1 protein-coding gene is annotated in these 24,793 nt (G+C 47.7%); it reads right to left on the bottom strand.

Annotated elements, in window-relative coordinates; all coding sequences use genetic code 11:
* Positions 1–70 precede the first annotated feature (70 nt).
* Positions 71–24,682, bottom strand: a complete 24,612-nt coding sequence (locus FXV75_RS07685; protein WP_148832240.1) for an MBG domain-containing protein — start codon at positions 24,680–24,682, stop codon at positions 71–73.
* Between the last annotated feature and the right edge of the window lie 111 nt (positions 24,683–24,793).

Genomic DNA, 24,793 nt, shown 5'->3' with positions numbered 1-24,793 from the left:
CTTAACAAAGCAGACTGTTTAAAAAAGCCATACTTCACATAAATATCATGTACTTTATACAGCAGGCTTTTTACTCTTCGTTATAGTCGATCTCTTCTTCGTAAAATGACACGCCACCATCTAGAACAAGTACTTGAACCGGACCGAATGTACCATTGGGAGCGACATCAGCTTGCGCTGTTTCTATCTCATTCTTTTCAACGTTTTTGTAACCCATTTCTCCAAGATTCACGGCCATAGGCTCAATAAATACCGTTGGTATAGTCGCTATATCGTTGAGTACTTTATCCGCGGTTGTAGTTAAAACACCACGTTCAATATTTGCGACTGTAATGGCTTGATCAGTGATCACATAGTTGTAGATATCGCCACCGGTGTAGCGGCTAGTCAAGGTCACGGCTTTATTTGTACCGACATTTTTGTCGTCAAACTCACCCGTGGCGGTAACTGTAATCGCATCACCGGTAATCCAGCCTGCTGCAGAACTGACATCCACGGTCGCATCAATCGTCGCATCATAGACTTTGTCGCTGGCACTAATACCACTGATGGTAATGGCTTTGGCGGTCACATCCGCTGTGGTGGTTGCTTGGTCCGTAATGGCGTAGTTGCTTACGTCATCACCTGTGTAGCTACTGCTTAAGTTGACTGTTTTACCTTCTGCAACATTTTTGGTATCAAACGTACCCGTTGTAGCAACACTCACAGCATCACCAGTAATCCAGCCTGCTGCAGAACTAACATCCACGGTCGCATCAATCGTCGCATCATAGACTTTGTCGCTGGCACTAATACCACTGATGGTAATGGCTTTGGCGGTCACATCCGCTGTGGTGGTTGCTTGGTTCGTAATGGCGTAGTTGCTTACGTCATCACCTGTGTAGCTACTGCTTAAGTTGACTGTTTTGCCTTCTGCAACATTTTTGGTATCAAACGTACCCGTTGTAGCAACACTCACAGCATCACCGGTAATCCAGCCCGCTGCAGAACTAACATCCACGGTCACATCAATCGTCGCATCATAGACTTTGTCGCTGGCACTAATACCACTGATGGTAATGGCTTTCTTTGTGATCGCAGCAAAGGCTGACGCCGAAGTATTAACCGTGTAATTACCTTTGTCAGCACCATCGCTTAATGCTATTTCAGTCACACCAACGTATTTATTATTACCAACATTCTCATCAATGAAATTAGCTTTATAGGTAATGGTAAGCTGATCATCGTTAATCCGATCATCGGCCAATATTACTGGTGCCGTAGTATTAGAATCATAAACCTTCCCGTCACTAATTGCGGTGACCGTTAGGGCACGCGGAGTAATGCTAGCACTCAGACCAGTGGGCTGAATGAGGTTGTAGTTTCTACTATCGTCACCCTCGAGAACTACATTGCTGCCGTTAACATTCTTGGCCGTACCGACATTTTTATCATCAAACGTACCAGTCATTGACCCAATAGAGACTTTGTCACCATCAATACTTCCGGTTAGACTGGCGACACTTGTATTAATTTTAGCGGTAGTATTACCGTCATAGACTTTATCAAGAGCAACGACACCTGCGACAGTAAGATCTTTTCTCGAAATAGTTGCTTTAGTTTGCGTTGTAGAATTAATACTGTAGTTGTTAGCTATCCCTGAATCATCTGAAATACTAATTCCACTTACAGTTACATTTTTATCTTCACCGACATTCTTATCTGCAAACTCTGTCGTACCTCCTTCTAATTGACTTACTACTAGTAATTCATCACCAATGAGTCCTTCAAGCACAATATTAGTTAGCGTACCATCAACTGATCCATCGTAAATTCGATCCTTAACAGTAGCAACAGCGGTTAATGCTTTTGCGGTTATTGAACCACTACTCGATACAGAAGTTGGGAGAGTATAGTCAGTCGAGTTAGAGCTGTTAATGCCTGTAATGGAATTGATCGCCAAACCGGATACGGTGATTTTGTTGGCACTCGCAACATTAGCATCGTTATACGCCAATGAAGTGTGTGTGAGTGTCGCCGCCGTATCACCATCGACCAACCCACTAAAGGTATAAGTGGGGGTCATACTGGTCGTGGTTAAACCGTCATAGACTTTGGTCACCCCCGTATTGCTGATCGTGGATGTCAACGTAGCTGCGGTGATAGTGACGCCTGCATTTGTCGCATCAAGAGTAGGTAAAGCATAGTTACTGAATAGACCACTATTGTCACCATTGGCCAGAATCAATCCACTGATAAACTTATTCGCTGTGGCGACATGCTTGTCATTGACCGTGGCGCCCGTGTAAGTCAGTGTTTCCGATCCAACCAGATTTCCCAGTGAGATCTCACCGGCGTCTAGAACGTTCGTACCATCGTACGTCTTGCTGGCGCTCAACGTCAGGGTGCGGGGGGTAATATTAAAGGCATTATTATCCGCTGCAAACGTAATCGCATAGTTACTGGCTTGAGTACCCGCGCCCAATACGATGTCATAAGCACCGACATTAGACCCCGCTTCACGACTCAGTGTCCCCACCACATCAGCCAGTGTATCCGTCACTGTCGCAGACCCTAGCGTACCAGCACTGATGCTTACCGCTAAACTTGGATCTACTTCACCGTAAATCTTGCTGGCACTGTCCGCGGTTAAAGTAATGGCACGTTGATTAATTGCAAACATGTCTGACGTATAGGTAATCGCGTAATTGCTGTTATTGGTGTTGGTTACACCACCTTGACTAATGGTGTAGGTCGATCCCACATTTTCACCGGCCGTACGCGTCAAAGCGCCGGTTAAACTGTCGCTATTTACCAAACCACGGCTGGTACCTGTCCCATCCGCCACAACGCTATAAGTCAGCGTCGGATCATTGTCACCATAGGTTTTGCCTTGATTAGCCTCTGCAATAACCGTGATCGGTCTTGCATTGATGGTTAATACGCCATTTGCAGCCGTAAAATCATAGTTAGCGGCATTTAATGACTCCGTACTTCCAGTAATAACGTAGTTATCCGCTACAGTACTGGTGATATCCGCTGTGGTTGATCCGAAGGCTGACCCCGTAACATTGGCCGACGATGCCGTTTCACTGTTCACAAAGCCCGAGATAGTTTGTGTAAAGGTCGGATTGTTATCGCCATAAACACGGTTTTGATTCTCTGCCGTCACCGTTAAATTAGCCTTGGTGATCGAGGCACTGACGTCTTTTATAACCGTATCTAAAACATAGTCAGTCGAGTTAGAGCTGTTAATGCCTGTAATGGAATTGATCGCCAAACCGGATACGGTGATTTTGTTGGCACTCGCAACATTAGCATCGTTATACGCCAATGAAGTGTGTGTGAGTGTCGCCGCCGTATCACCATCGACCAACCCACTAAAGGTATAAGTGGGGGTCATACTGGTCGTGGTTAAACCGTCATAGACTTTGGTCACCCCCGTATTGCTGATCGTGGATGTCAACGTAGCTGCGGTGATAGTGACGCCTGCATTTGTCGCATCAAGAGTAGGTAAAGCATAGTTACTGAATAGACCACTATTGTCACCATTGGCCAGAATCAATCCACTGATAAACTTATTCGCTGTGGCGACATGCTTGTCATTGACCGTGGCGCCCGTGTAAGTCAGTGTTTCCGATCCAACCAGATTTCCCAGTGAGATCTCACCGGCGTCTAGAACGTTCGTACCATCGTACGTCTTGCTGGCGCTCAACGTCAGGGTGCGGGGGGTAATATTAAAGGCATTATTATCCGCTGCAAACGTAATCGCATAGTTACTGGCTTGAGTACCCGCGCCCAATACGATGTCATAAGCACCGACATTAGACCCCGCTTCACGACTCAGTGTCCCCACCACATCAGCCAGTGTATCCGTCACTGTCGCAGACCCTAGCGTACCAGCACTGATGCTTACCGCTAAACTTGGATCTACTTCACCGTAAATCTTGCTGGCACTGTCCGCGGTTAAAGTAATGGCACGTTGATTAATTGCAAACATGTCTGACGTATAGGTAATCGCGTAATTGCTGTTATTGGTGTTGGTTACACCACCTTGACTAATGGTGTAGGTCGATCCCACATTTTCACCGGCCGTACGCGTCAAAGCGCCGGTTAAACTGTCGCTATTTACCAAACCACGGCTGGTACCTGTCCCATCCGCCACAACGCTATAAGTCAGCGTCGGATCATTGTCACCATAGGTTTTGCCTTGATTAGCCTCTGCAATAACCGTGATCGGTCTTGCATTGATGGTTAATACGCCATTTGCAGCCGTAAAATCATAGTTAGCGGCATTTAATGACTCCGTACTTCCAGTAATAACGTAGTTATCCGCTACAGTACTGGTGATATCCGCTGTGGTTGATCCGAAGGCTGACCCCGTAACATTGGCCGACGATGCCGTTTCACTGTTCACAAAGCCCGAGATAGTTTGTGTAAAGGTCGGATTGTTATCGCCATAAACACGGTTTTGATTCTCTGCCGTCACCGTTAAATTAGCCTTGGTGATCGAGGCACTGACGTCTTTTATAACCGTATCTAAAACATAGTCAGTCGAGTTAGAGCTGTTAATGCCTGTAATGGAATTGATCGCCAAACCGGATACGGTGATTTTGTTGGCACTCGCAACATTAGCATCGTTATACGCCAATGAAGTGTGTGTGAGTGTCGCCGCCGTATCACCATCGACCAACCCACTAAAGGTATAAGTGGGGGTCATACTGGTCGTGGTTAAACCGTCATAGACTTTGGTCACCCCCGTATTGCTGATCGTGGATGTCAACGTAGCTGCGGTGATAGTGACGCCTGCATTTGTCGCATCAAGAGTAGGTAAAGCATAGTTACTGAATAGACCACTATTGTCACCATTGGCCAGAATCAATCCACTGATAAACTTATTCGCTGTGGCGACATGCTTGTCATTGACCGTGGCGCCCGTGTAAGTCAGTGTTTCCGATCCAACCAGATTTCCCAGTGAGATCTCACCGGCGTCTAGAACGTTCGTACCATCGTACGTCTTGCTGGCGCTCAACGTCAGGGTGCGGGGGGTAATATTAAAGGCATTATTATCCGCTGCAAACGTAATCGCATAGTTACTGGCTTGAGTACCCGCGCCCAATACGATGTCATAAGCACCGACATTAGACCCCGCTTCACGACTCAGTGTCCCCACCACATCAGCCAGTGTATCCGTCACTGTCGCAGACCCTAGCGTACCAGCACTGATGCTTACCGCTAAACTTGGATCTACTTCACCGTAAATCTTGCTGGCACTGTCCGCGGTTAAAGTAATGGCACGTTGATTAATTGCAAACATGTCTGACGTATAGGTAATCGCGTAATTGCTGTTATTGGTGTTGGTTACACCACCTTGACTAATGGTGTAGGTCGATCCCACATTTTCACCGGCCGTACGCGTCAAAGCGCCGGTTAAACTGTCGCTATTTACCAAACCACGGCTGGTACCTGTCCCATCCGCCACAACGCTATAAGTCAGCGTCGGATCATTGTCACCATAGGTTTTGCCTTGATTAGCCTCTGCAATAACCGTGATCGGTCTTGCATTGATGGTTAATACGCCATTTGCAGCCGTAAAATCATAGTTAGCGGCATTTAATGACTCCGTACTTCCAGTAATAACGTAGTTATCCGCTACAGTACTGGTGATATCCGCTGTGGTTGATCCGAAGGCTGACCCCGTAACATTGGCCGACGATGCCGTTTCACTGTTCACAAAGCCCGAGATAGTTTGTGTAAAGGTCGGATTGTTATCGCCATAAACACGGTTTTGATTCTCTGCCGTCACCGTTAAATTAGCCTTGGTGATCGAGGCACTGACGTCTTTTATAACCGTATCTAAAACATAGTCAGTCGAGTTAGAGCTGTTAATGCCTGTAATGGAATTGATCGCCAAACCGGATACGGTGATTTTGTTGGCACTCGCAACATTAGCATCGTTATACGCCAATGAAGTGTGTGTGAGTGTCGCCGCCGTATCACCATCGACCAACCCACTAAAGGTATAAGTGGGGGTCATACTGGTCGTGGTTAAACCGTCATAGACTTTGGTCACCCCCGTATTGCTGATCGTGGATGTCAACGTAGCTGCGGTGATAGTGACGCCTGCATTTGTCGCATCAAGAGTAGGTAAAGCATAGTTACTGAATAGACCACTATTGTCACCATTGGCCAGAATCAATCCACTGATAAACTTATTCGCTGTGGCGACATGCTTGTCATTGACCGTGGCGCCCGTGTAAGTCAGTGTTTCCGATCCAACCAGATTTCCCAGTGAGATCTCACCGGCGTCTAGAACGTTCGTACCATCGTACGTCTTGCTGGCGCTCAACGTCAGGGTGCGGGGGGTAATATTAAAGGCATTATTATCCGCTGCAAACGTAATCGCATAGTTACTGGCTTGAGTACCCGCGCCCAATACGATGTCATAAGCACCGACATTAGACCCCGCTTCACGACTCAGTGTCCCCACCACATCAGCCAGTGTATCCGTCACTGTCGCAGACCCTAGCGTACCAGCACTGATGCTTACCGCTAAACTTGGATCTACTTCACCGTAAATCTTGCTGGCACTGTCCGCGGTTAAAGTAATGGCACGTTGATTAATTGCAAACATGTCTGACGTATAGGTAATCGCGTAATTGCTGTTATTGGTGTTGGTTACACCACCTTGACTAATGGTGTAGGTCGATCCCACATTTTCACCGGCCGTACGCGTCAAAGCGCCGGTTAAACTGTCGCTATTTACCAAACCACGGCTGGTACCTGTCCCATCCGCCACAACGCTATAAGTCAGCGTCGGATCATTGTCACCATAGGTTTTGCCTTGATTAGCCTCTGCAATAACCGTGATCGGTCTTGCATTGATGGTTAATACGCCATTTGCAGCCGTAAAATCATAGTTAGCGGCATTTAATGACTCCGTACTTCCAGTAATAACGTAGTTATCCGCTACAGTACTGGTGATATCCGCTGTGGTTGATCCGAAGGCTGACCCCGTAACATTGGCCGACGATGCCGTTTCACTGTTCACAAAGCCCGAGATAGTTTGTGTAAAGGTCGGATTGTTATCGCCATAAACACGGTTTTGATTCTCTGCCGTCACCGTTAAATTAGCCTTGGTGATCGAGGCACTGACGTCTTTTATAACCGTATCTAAAACATAGTCAGTCGAGTTAGAGCTGTTAATGCCTGTAATGGAATTGATCGCCAAACCGGATACGGTGATTTTGTTGGCACTCGCAACATTAGCATCGTTATACGCCAATGAAGTGTGTGTGAGTGTCGCCGCCGTATCACCATCGACCAACCCACTAAAGGTATAAGTGGGGGTCATACTGGTCGTGGTTAAACCGTCATAGACTTTGGTCACCCCCGTATTGCTGATCGTGGATGTCAACGTAGCTGCGGTGATAGTGACGCCTGCATTTGTCGCATCAAGAGTAGGTAAAGCATAGTTACTGAATAGACCACTATTGTCACCATTGGCCAGAATCAATCCACTGATAAACTTATTCGCTGTGGCGACATGCTTGTCATTGACCGTGGCGCCCGTGTAAGTCAGTGTTTCCGATCCAACCAGATTTCCCAGTGAGATCTCACCGGCGTCTAGAACGTTCGTACCATCGTACGTCTTGCTGGCGCTCAACGTCAGGGTGCGGGGGGTAATATCAGCCTGCAGTGTGTGATTATTAAGGACATAGTTACTGCTGTCATCGCCACTTAAACTCAAACCCGAAACCGTTATTGTCTTGGATGCCCCCACATTTTTAGTATCAAAATCGCCTACCACCATACCAGTCAAATTGACCGCATCACCATTTAGATAGAAACCATCGCTATCTGCTGAACTTCCACTGGTTACGGTGGCGCTCCCTGAGAGTATCGCCGTCAAGAGCCCATCGTATGTCTTATCAGTTACGACGAGACCACTCATATCCAATGCTTTAGTGTTCACCTTTAACGTAGAGGCAATATCTGTTACGTCATAACCTAAAGCAGACAATCCACCTGCGCCAATCGTGTAAGTCCCCGCTCGTAAATGATTCGCACCAGAGTATTGTGCCGATTGAATCGATATCTCTGTGCTAGAGTCTCCATTTACGGTGCCTGTAATATCGGTAAAAACAAACTCTGGTACACTATTCCCATAAACAATGGTGTCATCATTGATGCTAGCAGTGACACTTGGTTGCTCCCTGTAAACAGCATACACACCTGCTTCATTCAAAGCCTTTGTGAAATTAGTTGTCGTTGTATTGGAGTTATAACGGAAATTACCCGATGTAGAACCAACTTTGTCTGTGACGCCAGTACTGTCAGATACACTGCCAGTATACAAACCGATGCGTCCATTTAGCCCAGTCGATAACTCCCCTGCAAGTAAAATGTTACCACCTGATGCATCACCAACCGAAGTGCCTGAACCAGCATTTAAGACTAAAGCGGTCGTATTGGTACTTGTTGTTTTAATATTTTTTGTTACCGTTAGATCACCTGAAAGGGTGGTAATCGCAATATCACCAGCGGCGGTAATACCGTTGAGGCTTTCGACCGTACCAATGGTCAAGGCCATGTTATTCGTTAGGTTGAAATGTCCACTGACGTCGGCGGCGACCGTTCCCACACGATTGTTATTGGTCAAGGTAACATCACCAGCGTTAATCATGGATAGGTTGGTGGCGGTAAGGGTTCCAGTTTGGGTAATGGCGTTAACGTTACCACCGGCATCGAGAGTAACAGTGCTGCCATTAACATTACCAAGTGCCAGCGCGCCGTTATGACGTAGACTAACCTCCATATCCACTGCCGTGGCCGAAACGATATCACCAAAGCTATTGCCGGTAGCGCTCAGATCAAGTTTTCCAGCACCTGATATACTTGAAGTGTCATTCGCCGAGCTCTGCTGTACCAGAAAGTTGTTATCGCCTAACAAGGTTAATGCGGTAGATTGCTTGATACCAGTTGCCACTGATGTTCCCGAATTATCATAAGTACCTTGCGTAGTGATTTTTATGTTACCAGCGATACTATTACTTTGATTTAAAATCACTGCATCACCATTGGTGACGGCACTAATGCTCTTACCACCTGAATCACTGGTGACCATTACGCCATCTGTCAAATCTGCAGCATTAATCGTAGCCGTACTGGTTTCACCACTGCCTGTTGTAGTTGCCGACGCAACAAGATTATTGGAACCATCCATACTGAGTGTGATTACACCAAACAGACGGATCTCATTTGTAGCGGAACTTGCAGACCCACCGCCAATCAGATTATCGGGCGAATTACCTTGCACAAAACCGCCCGTTCCGGTCATGTTGAAATTACCACCCACCTGTACCCAAGCATCACTACCTGAGCCATTGGCATCGATTTTTTGGGTAACATCGCCACTACTGTTAACCGAAAAATCACCGGCAACCAGCGAGTTATCCAGAACCGTGCCTGCGGCAGTATTTGTGATTGACACATCATCGGCAGCAAATGCAGTAGTATCAATCGATAAGTCGCCATCAATTTCGATTGGCGATGCCGCCGCCTGATCTAGAAGACCGGCAACGGTAATCGAGACATTCGAGGTGCCGGCCCCATCGGAAATACCGATAATCTGCAAGGCATCGGCATCAATGGTACCAATTGTCAGACCATCTGCATCGACAAATACCAGCGCCGCATCACCTGACATCAGTGCCGCCAGGGTGTCAATATCATTACCGACATTATCGAGGGTAGCACCGGCAGATTTAATAGCCAAACTCGCCACTTTTATCGCTGCCGTCTGTGTCACGGCACCCGTTGACTCTACCCGCAGCAGAGTTAACGGCGTATTTGTACCGACCGCATTAAAGGCTTGCGCCGCACCGGCAACTAAACGCAGCGCATGAGCGCCGTCGATAGTACTGCCAAAGCTGATAGCACCAGCAGAACCACCGGTAGTCATAGCGCTATCACCACTGAGGGTTAGTGCCGAATTAATGACAATGTTGTCACCCGTAGTGGTGATATCACCGGCTGCGGTAATCCCCCCCGTGGCAGTAATAGCAACGGCGCCATCAGCGTTAATGTCGCCAGCAGCATCAATAATGGTTGTACCACTGTGATTAAGGGTTACTGTTCCAGCCTTTGCCGCAGTAGCAGTATCGATCGCCGCGTTTAGTGCTAAGTTAGTGCCTGTTAGTGAAACACCTTCCACAGCAGAAGCGGTCACCGCACCACCAATGGTGGTAGTTCCGGTTCCTGCAGACTGGGTCAAGCTGCTCGCTGAGATGGTCGAACTGGTGGTGACATCGGCAGCCGAATTAAGATTAATCGCCCCCAGTGCTTGGGTGGCACCCACCGCCCCTTGTAGAGCAATATTGCCGGTGCCTGCAGTTAAATTGAAGTTATTGTTCGCAGTCTCCTGACTGTCGATAGTGCTGGTGAAAGTGATATTACCTGCACCCGCTCCAGTATCGACCGTCAACACATCATTCATAGTGACAGCACCGGTAAAGGTAATATCTGCACCTGTTGACGTATAAGTGCTATTGGTTTGAACCGCACCGGTATAGTTTTGCGTGCCTGATGTGGTCACATCGTGTAACGAAATAGTCGCACCGGTTAACGCAATACTACCTAATACGCCGTTCGTATCTGCCCCGGTTTTACCAGTTAGCATTATAGTCCCTGTACCCGCATTGACGGTCAAAGCATTCGCTTCACTGGCTTGGGAATCGACGGTAGATGAGAACAACACCGCGCTATTACTGGTGGTTAATACGGTATTTGCCGCGCCTATTGTCAGCGCATCAGTATAGGTTTGTGTGCCTGCGCTGGTCACAGTATTGGTATTCAGTAAGCTTGTGCCGCTCACCGCTAATGAAGTAATTTCCGTCACCGTATCCGCTGCTTCATCACCCAAAACGGCATTACCGGCTATGGTCAAACTACTCGAATTGGCACCACTCACTGTACCTTGGGTCGAAATGGTTGTACCGGTTAGCGTCGTATTTGCGCCTAGAGTAAGATTATCACCATAGGTTTGTATGCCCGTTGTCGTGATACTGCCACCATTTATGGCTGTTGTGCCGGAAGCATTCGTCGTTAAACTGGACAGCGCTTCACCTGTTGTGGCACTACCTACCGCCGCACTAAAGGTCGTAATACCGGAATCATTCACTGTCAAAGCACGATTTGTACCATCCGATTTAACGGTATTCGCTAGGGTAATCGCCACACCACTCAACGTGGTATCAGCACCTAGAATCACAGCATCATTGAAGGTTTGTGCCGCTGTCGTCGTTACCGAGCCACCATTTAGCGCTAATGTACCAGCCGTATCCGTGATCACGCTGGTCAACGCGGTTATGCCTCCGATTGCGCTGCTAAATGTCGTCGTACCGGAGCCGTTAATCGTTAGTATCTGACCACCATCAACGGTGCTAGCAAATTGGATATCCGTTCCGGTCAGGGTAGCGTCCGCGCCCAACGTAGTTGCTTCAGCATAAATTTGCACACCAGTGGTATAGACTGCGCCACCATCAATGGCCGTTGTACCACCGACATCGGTGGTCAGGCTGGCGAGTTTTTCACCTGCTATTGTACTGCCTACCGCGCCATCAAGCACGGTCGTACCACTGTCGTTAATCATCAAAGCACGGTTGGTGCCATCCGATTTAACAGTATTCGCCAGGGTAATCGCCACACCACTCAACGTGGTGTCAGTTCCCAAAATAACAGCATCGTTAAAGGTTTGTGCCGCTGTCGTCGTTATCGCGCCACCATTCAGCGCTAATGTACCAGCCGTATCCGTGCTCACACTGGTTAACGCGGTTATGCCCCCCATTACGCCGCTAAATGTCGTCGTACCAGAGCCGTTAATGGTTAGTGCATGACCACCATCAACGGTGCTAACAAAGCTGATATCCGTTCCTGTCAGGGTAGCGTCTGCGCCCAATGTGGTTGCTTCAGCATAAATTTGCGCATCAGAGGTATAGACTGCGCCACCATTAATGGCCGTTGTACCGCCCACATCTGTCGTCAAACTAGCAAGTTTTTCACCCGCTGTTGTACTGCCAATAGCACCACCAAACACGGTCGCACCACTGTCGTTGATCACAAGGGCACGATTTGTACCATCCGATTTAACAGTATTCGCCAGAGTAATCGCCACACCACTCAACGTGGTGTCAGCACCCAAAATAACAGCATCGTTAAAGGATTGTGCCGCTGTCGTGGTTACCGAGCCACCATTGAGCGCTAATGTGCCGGCGCTATCGGTCGTAATAGTGGTTAACGCTGTTGTGCCACCCATTACGCCGCTAAATGTCGTTGTGCCTGAGCCGTTAATGATTAAGGCCTGACCACCATCAACGGTGCTAGCAAAGCTGATGTCCGTTCCGGCAAGAGTCGTATCGGCACCCAGTGTCGTCGCTTCACCGTAAGCCTGTACCCCGCTCGTGGTGATCGCTCCGCCATTAAGGGCCAAAGTCCCCCCTGTATTCGTCACCAGTGATGCTGCATTAACAGAACCATCAAGTGTTGTCACCGATGTCGAATTAAGCACCACCGCGCCCAAGGCACCATTCGTCGCATTACCTGCCGCTTGACTCAAATTAATTGTGCCTAACCCTGCATTTACAGTAAGAGCATTGGCTTCAGTAGCTTTGGAATCGAGTGTAGATGAGAACAATACCGCACTATCCGTGGTGGTTAATTCGGTATTTGCCGCGCCTATTGTCAGCGCATCAGTATAGGTTTGTGTGCCTGCGCTGGTCACAGTATTGGTATTCAGTAAGCTTGTGCCGCTCACCGCTAATGAAGTAATTTCCGTCACCGTATCCGCTGCTTCATCACCCAAAACGGCATTACCGGCTATGGTCAAACTACTCGAATTGGCACCACTCACTGTACCTTGGGTCGAAATGGTTGTACCGGTTAGCGTCGTATTTGCGCCTAGAGTAAGATTATCACCATAGGTTTGTATGCCCGTTGTCGTGATACTGCCACCATTTATGGCTGTTGTGCCGGAAGCATTCGTCGTTAAACTGGACAGCGCTTCACCTGTTGTGGCACTACCTACCGCCGCACTAAAGGTCGTAATACCGGAATCATTCACTGTCAAAGCACGATTTGTACCATCCGATTTAACGGTATTCGCTAGGGTAATCGCCACACCACTCAACGTGGTATCAGCACCTAGAATCACAGCATCATTGAAGGTTTGTGCCGCTGTCGTCGTTACCGAGCCACCATTTAGCGCTAATGTACCAGCCGTATCCGTGATCACGCTGGTCAACGCGGTTATGCCTCCGATTGCGCTGCTAAATGTCGTCGTACCGGAGCCGTTAATCGTTAGTATCTGACCACCATCAACGGTGCTAGCAAATTGGATATCCGTTCCGGTCAGGGTAGCGTCCGCGCCCAACGTAGTTGCTTCAGCATAAATTTGCACACCAGTGGTATAGACTGCGCCACCATCAATGGCCGTTGTACCACCGACATCGGTGGTCAGGCTGGCGAGTTTTTCACCTGCTATTGTACTGCCTACCGCGCCATCAAGCACGGTCGTACCACTGTCGTTAATCATCAAAGCACGGTTGGTGCCATCCGATTTAACAGTATTCGCCAGGGTAATCGCCACACCACTCAACGTGGTGTCAGTTCCCAAAATAACAGCATCGTTAAAGGTTTGTGCCGCTGTCGTCGTTATCGCGCCACCATTCAGCGCTAATGTACCAGCCGTATCCGTGCTCACACTGGTTAACGCGGTTATGCCCCCCATTACGCCGCTAAATGTCGTCGTACCAGAGCCGTTAATGGTTAGTGCATGACCACCATCAACGGTGCTAACAAAGCTGATATCCGTTCCTGTCAGGGTAGCGTCTGCGCCCAATGTGGTTGCTTCAGCATAAATTTGCGCATCAGAGGTATAGACTGCGCCACCATTAATGGCCGTTGTACCGCCCACATCTGTCGTCAAACTAGCAAGTTTTTCACCCGCTGTTGTACTGCCAATAGCACCACCAAACACGGTCGCACCACTGTCGTTGATCACAAGGGCACGATTTGTACCATCCGATTTAACAGTATTCGCCAGAGTAATCGCCACACCACTCAACGTGGTGTCAGCACCCAAAATAACAGCATCGTTAAAGGATTGTGCCGCTGTCGTGGTTACCGAGCCACCATTGAGCGCTAATGTGCCGGCGCTATCGGTCGTAATAGTGGTTAACGCTGTTGTGCCACCCATTACGCCGCTAAATGTCGTTGTGCCTGAGCCGTTAATGATTAAGGCCTGACCACCATCAACGGTGCTAGCAAAGCTGATGTCCGTTCCGGCAAGAGTCGTATCGGCACCCAGTGTCGTCGCTTCACCGTAAGCCTGTACCCCGCTCGTGGTGATCGCTCCGCCATTAAGGGCCAAAGTCCCCCCTGTATTCGTCACCAGTGATGCTGCATTAACAGAACCATCAAGTGTTGTCACCGATGTCGAATTAAGCACCACCGCGCCCAAGGCACCATTCGTCGCATTACCTGCCGCTTGACTCAAATTAATTGTGCCTAACCCTGCATTTACAGTAAGAGCATTGGCTTCAGTAGCTTTGGAATCGAGTGTAGATGAGAACAATACCGCACTATCCGTGGTGGTTAATTCGGTATTTGCTGCACTCAGTGTTACGGCACCAGTGAAAGTTTGTGTTCCCGTCGTAGTAATAGTGTCTGTAACAATGTCTGAGGTTCCTGTCACTGTTACACTGTTTAAGCCCGTGACTGTATCAGTGTTAGCATCACCAAACACGGCGTCACCAGTAACTGTCAGAGCATAGGCACCCGAAACGGTTCCTTGTGTTGTTACCGTGGTACCCGTTAAATTGACATTGTCTGCCAAAATTACATTATCGGCATAAGTTTGGGTTCCAGAAGTGGTGATGGCTGCAGTATGTATTTCAGTAATACCGTCTGCATCTGTTGCAACTGTTGTCGCATTTACATCCGCGTCAAAAAGGGTATTGCCAGAACTATTAACCTGAAGAGCATCTAAAGCTTGGATCGCGCCCATAACACCCGCTAGAGTTACATTGCCGCTACCTGAGGTTAATGTAAGATTTCTGGACTGTGTTGTATCACTGTCTACCGAACCCGACAAAGTAATGTTGCCTTCCGCTATATCGGTGTTGAACGTGACATCGTCAGCTAACTCTATCGCGGTGGCAAAACTAATATTGCTATTAGTTGAGCTAATATCGCCAGCTAACACATTACGACCAGTGCCATTCTGGACAAAACCACCCGCTGAGTGAATATCTGCAGCGGCCAGCGTTGTCAATAGGCCAGTGTGGGTTAAGGTCGTTATTCCTCCGATCGTCGCAGCGGCATTAAAGTTAACATTTGTCGCATCCATCACCGTTAAATTACCCAGCGCACTGTCAGCACCAATAACACCTGTAAAAACAATATCACCTGTTCCTGATGTCAAGGATAAATCACGAGGCGTGCCATCACTGTTCAGCGTTGATGTCAGAAGGATATTACCGCCAGTACTACCCGTAAAAATAGACCGATTGCCTGAATCAAGAACGACAGCGCCGGTTAACGTAATAGTGCCACCCGAGGCATTTATCGAACTACTACTATCAAGATCACCTTTCAAATTAATGGTAGTGCCGGTTAAGTTCATTGCAGCACCAGCACCCGTGCCCGCACCTTTGGATTGGGTTGTACTAAGCGTTAATACCCCATCGACAGCTGTTAAAGTAATAACGCCACCTGTCGCTTCTGCCGCTCTACTATCACCATCCGTGGTGACATTACCTGTTGTTAATGATCCGCCGTTTGCGGTGGTGGTTATCGTTAAATCGTTACCACTTTTATAAAGTGCTCCAGCAAAATCAATACTACCGGCCGTACTGATAAGATGGCCCGTTGAGTCAAAGCTACGGATATCACGTGCTAAAAACGCCCCGCCCTTAGTGATAATATCTTCTACAACTACGACATTCACATCACTCGAGCCAATATCAATTGTCCCTCCCTGTGTGGTGATACCTATTATCCCTGAACCGCTATCACCTATACTTAACTCACCAGCTCCGATGGTAAAGTCACCACCGGCACGATAGGTAAAGCTTTCACCGTCATCTCCTATTCTAGCGGCAAGTTGCCCAATAGCATTATTAACATCTAACAAACTAGAGCTCTTTAGGGCATCAACGAGTACCTTGCCCGCGACTATTTCAGTCGCACCATCGACTTGTGAAACGGCACCAGATGTGGCAAATAATTTAATCGTTCCATCTGCACCATCTGCACCACTGCCATCACCGAGCCCACCACTGGCCGTTAATGTTCCCCCTACTGTTAGTAATTCGCCTGAGGTAATCAGAGTAATCTGGCCTGCTGTTCCACCATCCGTATTTGAGCTAGAGGCGGCATCTGTCCCTGAGGTAATAATATTCGCCAATGTTAAGTTGCCTGCAGTCCCTAAGGCTGTGGTCGTCAGGGTTAAAGAACCACCCGCCGTATTTGCTAGTGCACTTCGGGTATCAATCGTTTCCGTCGCGGTAATTTTAGGCGCAGTGATCGTAACGTCTCCCCCCCCAGTCATGATCCCTGTTGGATTAACACTCCCTATTTCCAGGTCAAAATTAGTCGTGAAGTTAACCGCCCCTGTTGCATTAGACGCAAATATGGAGACTTGATTCACCGGCGTACCCGTATTAGCTAAATTGATCGTATACGTATTAGCTAAATTGATCGTATACGTACCCGTACCTGAGAGCCCTAATTTTGTTGAATTAATCGCGCCTGTTTGCGTTACCGCGCCGCCTGCCGTTAACACAGTAGAACCACCAGTTTCAAGGCTTGAAATAACAAAATCATCACTGTCGGTAAACCTGATAGTCCCTGTTGGGGTCGTCGTTTCTCCTGCGATATTATCATCAACCGCATTTCTGACTTTCAATACTAAGGTGTTAACATCATTGCCTGCTGAATCTAAAACGATATCAGCACCATCATCATGACGTGTTTTAACGGTAAGTTGATTGGCTACCAAACTACCATCACCAAACTCAGTACTATCCGTAGTAATGGCACCAAGTGCCGTCAAATTAACATTATTCGTAGTGGCAATCTGACTTACAGCAACGGCATCTTTATCGTAGTACGTAATTAAGCCCGAGCCCACGTCCGTGTTGCCAACATTACGACTGATTAACTTAACCTTAGCCATATCATTGGTGACATTTGACAGCGTGATATCACCATTCCCCGCTGTGGTAACGCGCAAAGCATCGGTGGTTAAAATCGAACCCAACCCGACTTGCTGCACCAATCCAACAGCATCTACTGTCAATGCGCCCCCACTATTGATATTGCCTAAATCAGCCGTTCCACCAGAAGTAATCGCAATGTCGCCTGTACCCGATTGATAGCTGTAATACTGCCCCATTACAAAGCCACCCGTTCCAATGGCGCTTACAGTAATAGTCCCAGCTCCACCCGTCTGCAATGTGAGTGGCGAACCTGACGAACCTGTGGAGTGGGTCACCGTTGCCCCCCCAATCCAGAGATTTCCAGAGGTCGAGACAATGCTTTTTGCTAAGTTAACCTCATTCTCAGCATCAACACGCACACTACCTGAGCCTGTCGTAATCAGATTATTGACCTGAAGATTCCCGCCATCACTGGTGGTAGTGGCGTACAAACCAATATCGCCAGAATCGGTCACCAAATCTCCTGGGGTTGACAAGCTTCCATCTAATGATCTGAATTCGAGACTGCCGCTGCTCGTGGTAATATTTTCGGTCGCCAATACCAACAAGGTGCCGGCCCACAATTTAACGGAGGTCGCGTCATCCAAGGTACTGACTAACGAGTTCATACTCAGCTGATTGGCGTCTTGCAGATTAGCATGGTCGCCGGTGGAGCGCAGCGTGACTTGACCTGTAAAGTCATTCAAAGGACTGAATAAATCAATCGAACCACTACCGGCATAAATATCCGCCGTCGTGGACTTAATGGAAGACCCCGTAGTTTGCTGAACCGCTGTGCCTTTTAAGGTAAGATCTTTGCCACTCGCATCAAGCGTAAAGGTATCAAAATCTAACACGCCATCAGTGGTTTCTATCCATGTTGTCCCCCCACTCGTCACATTACCCACATATTTTAAGCCAGAGGCACCCACACCCGCCTGGTCTTTTAAGGTCAAAGTGCCTGATGTGGTAACGGCTCCCAGCTGATCAATGTTGGTCTGATTTAAGGTCAAAATACCCACATTACCAGTCAAAATTGCCGCTGAAAGTGTGCCTGTACCAGAGTCTAAATCTTGGCTTACTGAGCCTGAAAGCGCCTTACCATCTACCCCTAAAGCCACGGTGCCCAGCGTTGCCGAGACAACATTCAGTGTGGCATTCGCTGCATTGACGATTTCAATCGCCGCACTGCTGGCGTTATCCGTTATTACCGTCCCTTGTAGATTGATATCAAAACCACCGCCATCGATACGAATTTGTCCTCCAGTCGCACCGACACCGGCATTGTCTGCATTGATCGCCGAAGCGGTTAATTGCGTAACACCATCACCGCCTAAATAGAGATTATCAGCCGATAAAATACTGTATGCTCCCAATGCGAGAGCTCCGCTTGCATCACCATCGACTTTGGTGGTTATCAGTCGAATACCGCCAGCACTGGTCAAGGATTGCGTTAAAATAAGCCCAGCCGTTGAATCATAAAGATCAAAATCGTATTCAACACCGGCCTCATCACTTACATTAACCAACCCAAGTTCAGCAATCGTATTACCGCTATTAGCCAATATCGCTGAGCCGCCGATAGGGTTAGCGGCGGTACCAACTACTAACGATTTCACATTTAATACGGTATCAGCCGACTGAGTGATTGAGCCCGCTATCAAGCCTATAGTTACCGTATTATCGCCTAGAATCAGGCTGCCATTGGGAGCAATAATACTGGGCAACACTAATGCATTGGTACCACGAAGTGTTACTGCAGCCGAACTGTCATTTGCCGTTTGAATCGAACCACTTAATGCAATAGCGCCAGCCGTCGTACCATCGTGCGCTGTCAACGTTATGCTACCACCACCTGTGCCACCGACTCTTGGCGTCGCTGCAGAGCCACCTGTCGCATCAATAGCCCCACTGGTTTGTGTGATACCTTGTCCGGTTAATACAATTGGCGCCCCCCCCGTCACTTGACCACCAGCATAGATGTTGTAGGTAGCAAGGTCCAACGCCCCACCCACGGTAGAGATCGACACTCCCCCCTGGGCGCTTTCAATTGAACCGGTCAATGTCACACCAGCTGTCGTATCGACAAAGCTAAAAGAAGCAATATCCGAAGCCGTATTGAACGCATAAAAAGGACCTAAGTTGGTCACAACATTCGCTTGATTTAAGGTAATAGCACCCCGAGAAGAAGGCGCACTATTAGTTGGAATACCGCCAGCGTAACTAGGACCAGATAAGGTATCGGCGTTAATAATACCGGCTGTTTGATTTATTACCCCGCTAGAGGTTAACTTAACATGGGAGGCGGTAATATTGTCATTCAAGGTAAGGCTGTAGTTATTTGTGCCATTCCAGTAGGTTTTAATCTCAATATCACCGATGGCTTTTTGCTCAGCCGCAATCGTTAAATTGCGATTACGATTATACAGGGAGAAATCACCACCGGTTGAAAAGTAGCCGACCTGATAGATTTCATTGTTTCCATTTAATGTCACTGAGCCAGCAACAGCGCCAGTAAGATTGACAATATTAGAATCTGAAGAGATACGCCCTGTTTGAGTTACATTGCCGGTTAATGGCTGATCAATACCATCAACACCGGTTCCCACACCCCCTAGTTCAATTTTGCCATTAATAACTTCAACATTTTGCAACTGAACATTGTTGGCATTACGAATAAAGATATCATTGCCGGTACCCGCATTGTATAACCTATCAGTCAGCGTAATATTGCCGCCACCAGCATCAAGCACCATATCGGCTCCGCCACCGTGATGAGACTGAAGATCTACGCCACTCGTAATACCTGCGGCACCTGACGTCAACTCAATGCCTTTGGCATACATGGTGCCACTCGTTAAAGCCAAAGAGCCGCTTGTGGTAATGTATATCGTACTGGCACCACCACGATAACCTTCAATAGAACCTGAGCCAGAAAACCCACCTAATCCCGCCGTTAATTCCATGCCTTTACCACGATTGGTCCCTGATAGAGACATTGCACCTAATGTAGTGGCTTTTAACAGCGTGTCATAGCTACCATCTTTAATATTGACCAAACTTAGTCCATTGCCATCCACATCCTTATCATAGATGGTGATAGCGCCACCACGCTCAACATAGTTAATTAACCGAATTTCATTATTCGTGTTGGCCAGTGTCACTTCACCAGCCCCGCTCAATTGTCGAACATCAAGAACACCAATATTTATCTGAGTTCCTTCTGTTTGAAGAATAGAACCATAGGTTCGGCGATACGTTATACCATTGTGATCATGGGTACCTAAACGCAAACCACCACGAGCCTCATTGGTTCCAATGCGAATATTACCAAGCGTCAGAGTATTAACATCCGCCAACGTTACGGTATTGGTATTACTGGTATTTGCAGCAACAATAGTGCCCGCCAATGTCATATTGCCGCGATTACCCTCACTGGCATAGTCACTTCCATAAAGAGTAATGGTGCCAGTTGAGCTTTCAGTCGTCACCACTGATCCAGCACTTTGCGTCATGCCACGCCCTTGTAGCAGAATATTACCTGTGGTGGCGGTAATATTACGATCAGCCAAATCTAATACACCCGAAGTAGCCGTTTGCCCGGTCTTAATAGTCACGGCCGTTGCAGTGACATCACCCGTTAACCGAATGCCAGATACCCGACCTTTGGCTTCAATTGTCAGTGACCCACCCAGCACAATAGTACCCAGCTCATCAATAATATTGGCCGTATCCGAAATGCTAATCGAACCCGCCGAAGCCACTTTTAGGGTTTTGATATTGACACTGTCTGTAGCCGCAGCATTTGATTCATATTGTGAAACATTCCCAAGCACATCAGCCGCATCACCGACAACTTGACCAATTTCTAATGTGCCTGAGGTGGCGGTCACTGAGCGCACAGACACAGCACTCGCATCTCGTACCACAATCGCAGAGCTACTATCGGTATCCGCATTTGTCGATATCAAGGTACCATATAAATTTATTGCTCCACCATTACCATCGATATGAATTTTACCGCTGCCAGAGTTGATGGTGCCACTCAGATCAGAGGTACTGCCTTGAGTGACCCCGACACCGGTCAAGGAAATCGACCCAATAGTGGTATTAATCGACCCCAACAAAGTCAGAATTTCATCATTGGTATGAGTGTTGTTTGTACCAGTAGTCGCTAATTGTAGGCCTGTCAAACCGTCATAATATTGGCCATTACCGCTGGAGCCAATATAAATGCGACCCGTTTGATTCATAGCGGTTAAACTTTTCGCGCTGACATTTTGTGTAAAGGTCAAGTTAGTACCAGTGCTCAATAAAATATCACCCAATTTGGTGGCAACTAACGCGCTGCTACCACCAACATGACTGTCCACGGTAATATTTCCACCACCGTCACCATTAAAAGTCAGGTGGTTACGCTCATCGTCTTTACTGTATAAAAGATCACTAAAACTAATCGCGCCACTACCCCGGGTAAACGTAACCGCATCGTCCAAATAGGTCACAGGAGCATTCAGTGACACAGCACCATTACCAGTCCAAGTATCTAATGTGATGGTACCTAAACCATTAACAACATCATCCTCTCCTAAATGAATACTACTAGTGGCTGTAATAGAGATGCCTGCCGCAGCTTGAGTTGTGACATTTTTTTCAATATCTGTGCGATATGAAGAGGCGACTGTTAAGCTCGATAAGGCAGAAAGTCCGCCGACGATGCCATCCAGTTTTACATCACCTGTGCCCGAGGTCATTGTCAAACTGCGAGGTGTTGCATCGGAATCTACTGTATCTAGAAGGTAAATATGGCCTGAGGTATCACCAGAAGACAGAATTACATCTTGCGTAAGTACAGTTGGAGAGTTCAACTCAATATAGCCGCCCAAACCTTGAGTTGCCGCGCCAACATGGCTACCGCCAATGGCTATTAAATTCCCACCCAACAGAGTATTAGCACCGGTCGATGTAAAAACAATATTGCCCGCATTACCACCGTTTCGGTTTGTCGTCACGCCCGCAGCGGCATCCCCACCGGTACTGGTAACATTACCTATCGCCAGCGCCCCTGCCAAACTTGTCAAGGTAACAGCCGCCGCATTACTCCCCACACCAGCATTGTTATTGGCGCCGGTTGTCGTAATATCTTGCAAGGTAAGACTCGTTGCTGCCGTGACTGTGACTGTTCCAGATGCTGTACCAGTATTAACGTCAGCCGTCGTCACAATATGTGCGTCCGAAGACGTAGTGATCGCACCGGATGTTGACTGGATATTAATATTCCCGCCTTTGGTGCGGATTGGGTCATTCAATTCAATTGAGTCACCTTTGATTGTAACAATACCACTGGCTTGCCCCCCCGCCGCATCATTACCCACAATAACATTACTACCATTGATAGCATGTGTGAAGGTTAGTGCTCCGGTAGTAGCATTCCCCAGAGTGATTGAACCACCCGCCTCCAATAAGGTAACCGTTAAGGCTCCATCAACATCCGCAATCGAGATGCCGCCAGTATCATGAGCTTTAGCATAAAGCGAACCTGCAGCAAAAGTGCCCGCAACGCTAATAGAACCGCCATTAGTCGTAGTTTCTAATGCAACCAAGCCACTTGCTGATGTATTTGCTAGTGTGAGTGATTGAGCATTATTGATAACAATATCACTCGCCGTCGCTGTCGCTGTAATCGCACCCACAAACTGATTGTTCGTTGATGTAAAACTAATATTTCCTGTATCTGTTGTTAAAGTTGTTGTGCCTCCGATAAACAACTTTCCACCAGCGGTTCCACCAGTATTTAACTGGGTAATACCTGTTACTGCCAATAAATCCAACGAGCCACCAAACGTCTGAATATTTACACCGTCGTTAATGATAATGGCGCCAGCGGCATCTAAGGTCAGATTATTATTTGTGAACCAACCAATTGAACTAGCAACAGTAATATCACCAGTTTCACTGTTATCAGGGCTACCATTGGTTGTAATGGTAACGTTGGCAGATTCAAGAGCTGTGGTAATAGTCGAAACACTGATGGTTGACGAGGTACCACTAGGCGTATAAGGCGCTCCACTGATGTTGTTATCTGCTGTGGTAATCGTCAGATTCGTAGGATCAAGTAATAGGTCACCCGTTTCACCCTGGCTGGCTGTAAGATCTACGGTTCCTTTAAAGTCTAAGGTTTGCTTACCGGATACTTCGGCAAAACCACCGTCACCGTTTTGCGCGCCGCCCTTGGCCGAGATATGCCCTTGATATTCAGTATGGCCATCCGCCCAGACAATTACTTGCCCGCCGTCGCCAGAGTCAATGGCATCGGCTTGAATTTGTGCACCTTGCGCGACGGTTGTGGTTTCTGCGTTGGCAATGGACGAGTCGTTACCTTGATAACCCCCTCCTATCAGCACATTACCCCCTCCTGTTTGACCTGAAGCGATAATGAGCGCGCTTTCTTGTAACGCTACTGTCGCGCCCGTGATGTGTACATCACCGCCTAGGCCTGTGTCACTATGAGCATCGATAGTACCGGCAACTGACACTTGACCATCACCAGATAAAATAATACGTCCGTTCTCATCAGCAACAATTCCACGCGCTTCCGTCACACCAGAATGGTTAATCACACTAGACGCTAGTTCGCCTGCGGCTTTGGCTGTTAGCAATATCAAGCCACCATCCGCGCGTATCGCTCCACCTTGCTCAAGGTAAGCATCAAGCACACCCTCTTCAACCGAGACTTTGATAGGGCCACCCATGTCCAACACCACGCGGTTACCCGCGGCCATGGCCACACTGCCTTTGTGCGCGTTAATCATCCCTGAGTTCACTACCGTTGCAGCGATCATGGCCACAAAGCCACCGTCGGCAACGTGCACATTACCTTCGTTGATTACAGTGCCGCTGCCTGCGCCTTCAAATTCATAATGGCCGCTGAGGAAGTTTTCATTGGTAATGTTCAGCGTGGACGCCACTAATGCGCCGACGTTCACTTCCGCCGTTGAATTAAATAAAATGCCATTAGGGTTAATAAGAAACACCTGGCCATTGGCTTTTAATGCACCGCGAATGTCAGAAACCTGTGAACCTGTCACTCGGTTTAATGCCGCGGCTTGAGAAGAAGGCTGAGAGAAAACGACCTGGCTACCCTCTCCGATAGAAAAAGACTGCCAGTCAATAATGACTTTTTGTGACGACTGCACAACATTTAAGGTATTTCCTGATACTTGAATACCTGCCGTACCAGATTTAACGTCACCACCCGTTGGCAATACCGATGCCAACGCAACAGGGCTAATCAACAACAAACTGCCCACAATAGCGGGAACAATTGACAAGGCTGTTGTACCGACACTTCGGCTTTTTGTTTTACCCTTACTCGATCCCTCTTCACCAATCGCTTGCCATACACCTTTGGACGCATTCCAAATTACTCTAAAAAATTTATTCATTTATCAATCCTATGTATGCAACAAGCGATTAGTGATCGCTGAATTATTTTTATGCAATTTTTGCACAATATGTCAATAATAATGCAAAAAAAGAAAACGGTATAAATTTTC

Origin of the sequence: Marinomonas sp. IMCC 4694, from assembly GCF_008122525.1 — a bacterium.
In the GTDB taxonomy this organism is placed as follows: domain Bacteria; phylum Pseudomonadota; class Gammaproteobacteria; order Pseudomonadales; family Marinomonadaceae; genus Marinomonas.
This window is presented reverse-complemented; position numbering and strand designations above follow the sequence as displayed.

What these genes read in the sequence shown, in the direction of transcription:
- FXV75_RS07685 (WP_148832240.1), bottom strand. Translation starts at nt 24,682, where the DNA reads ATGAATAAATTTTTTAGAGTAATTTGGAATGCGTCCAAAGGTGTATGG.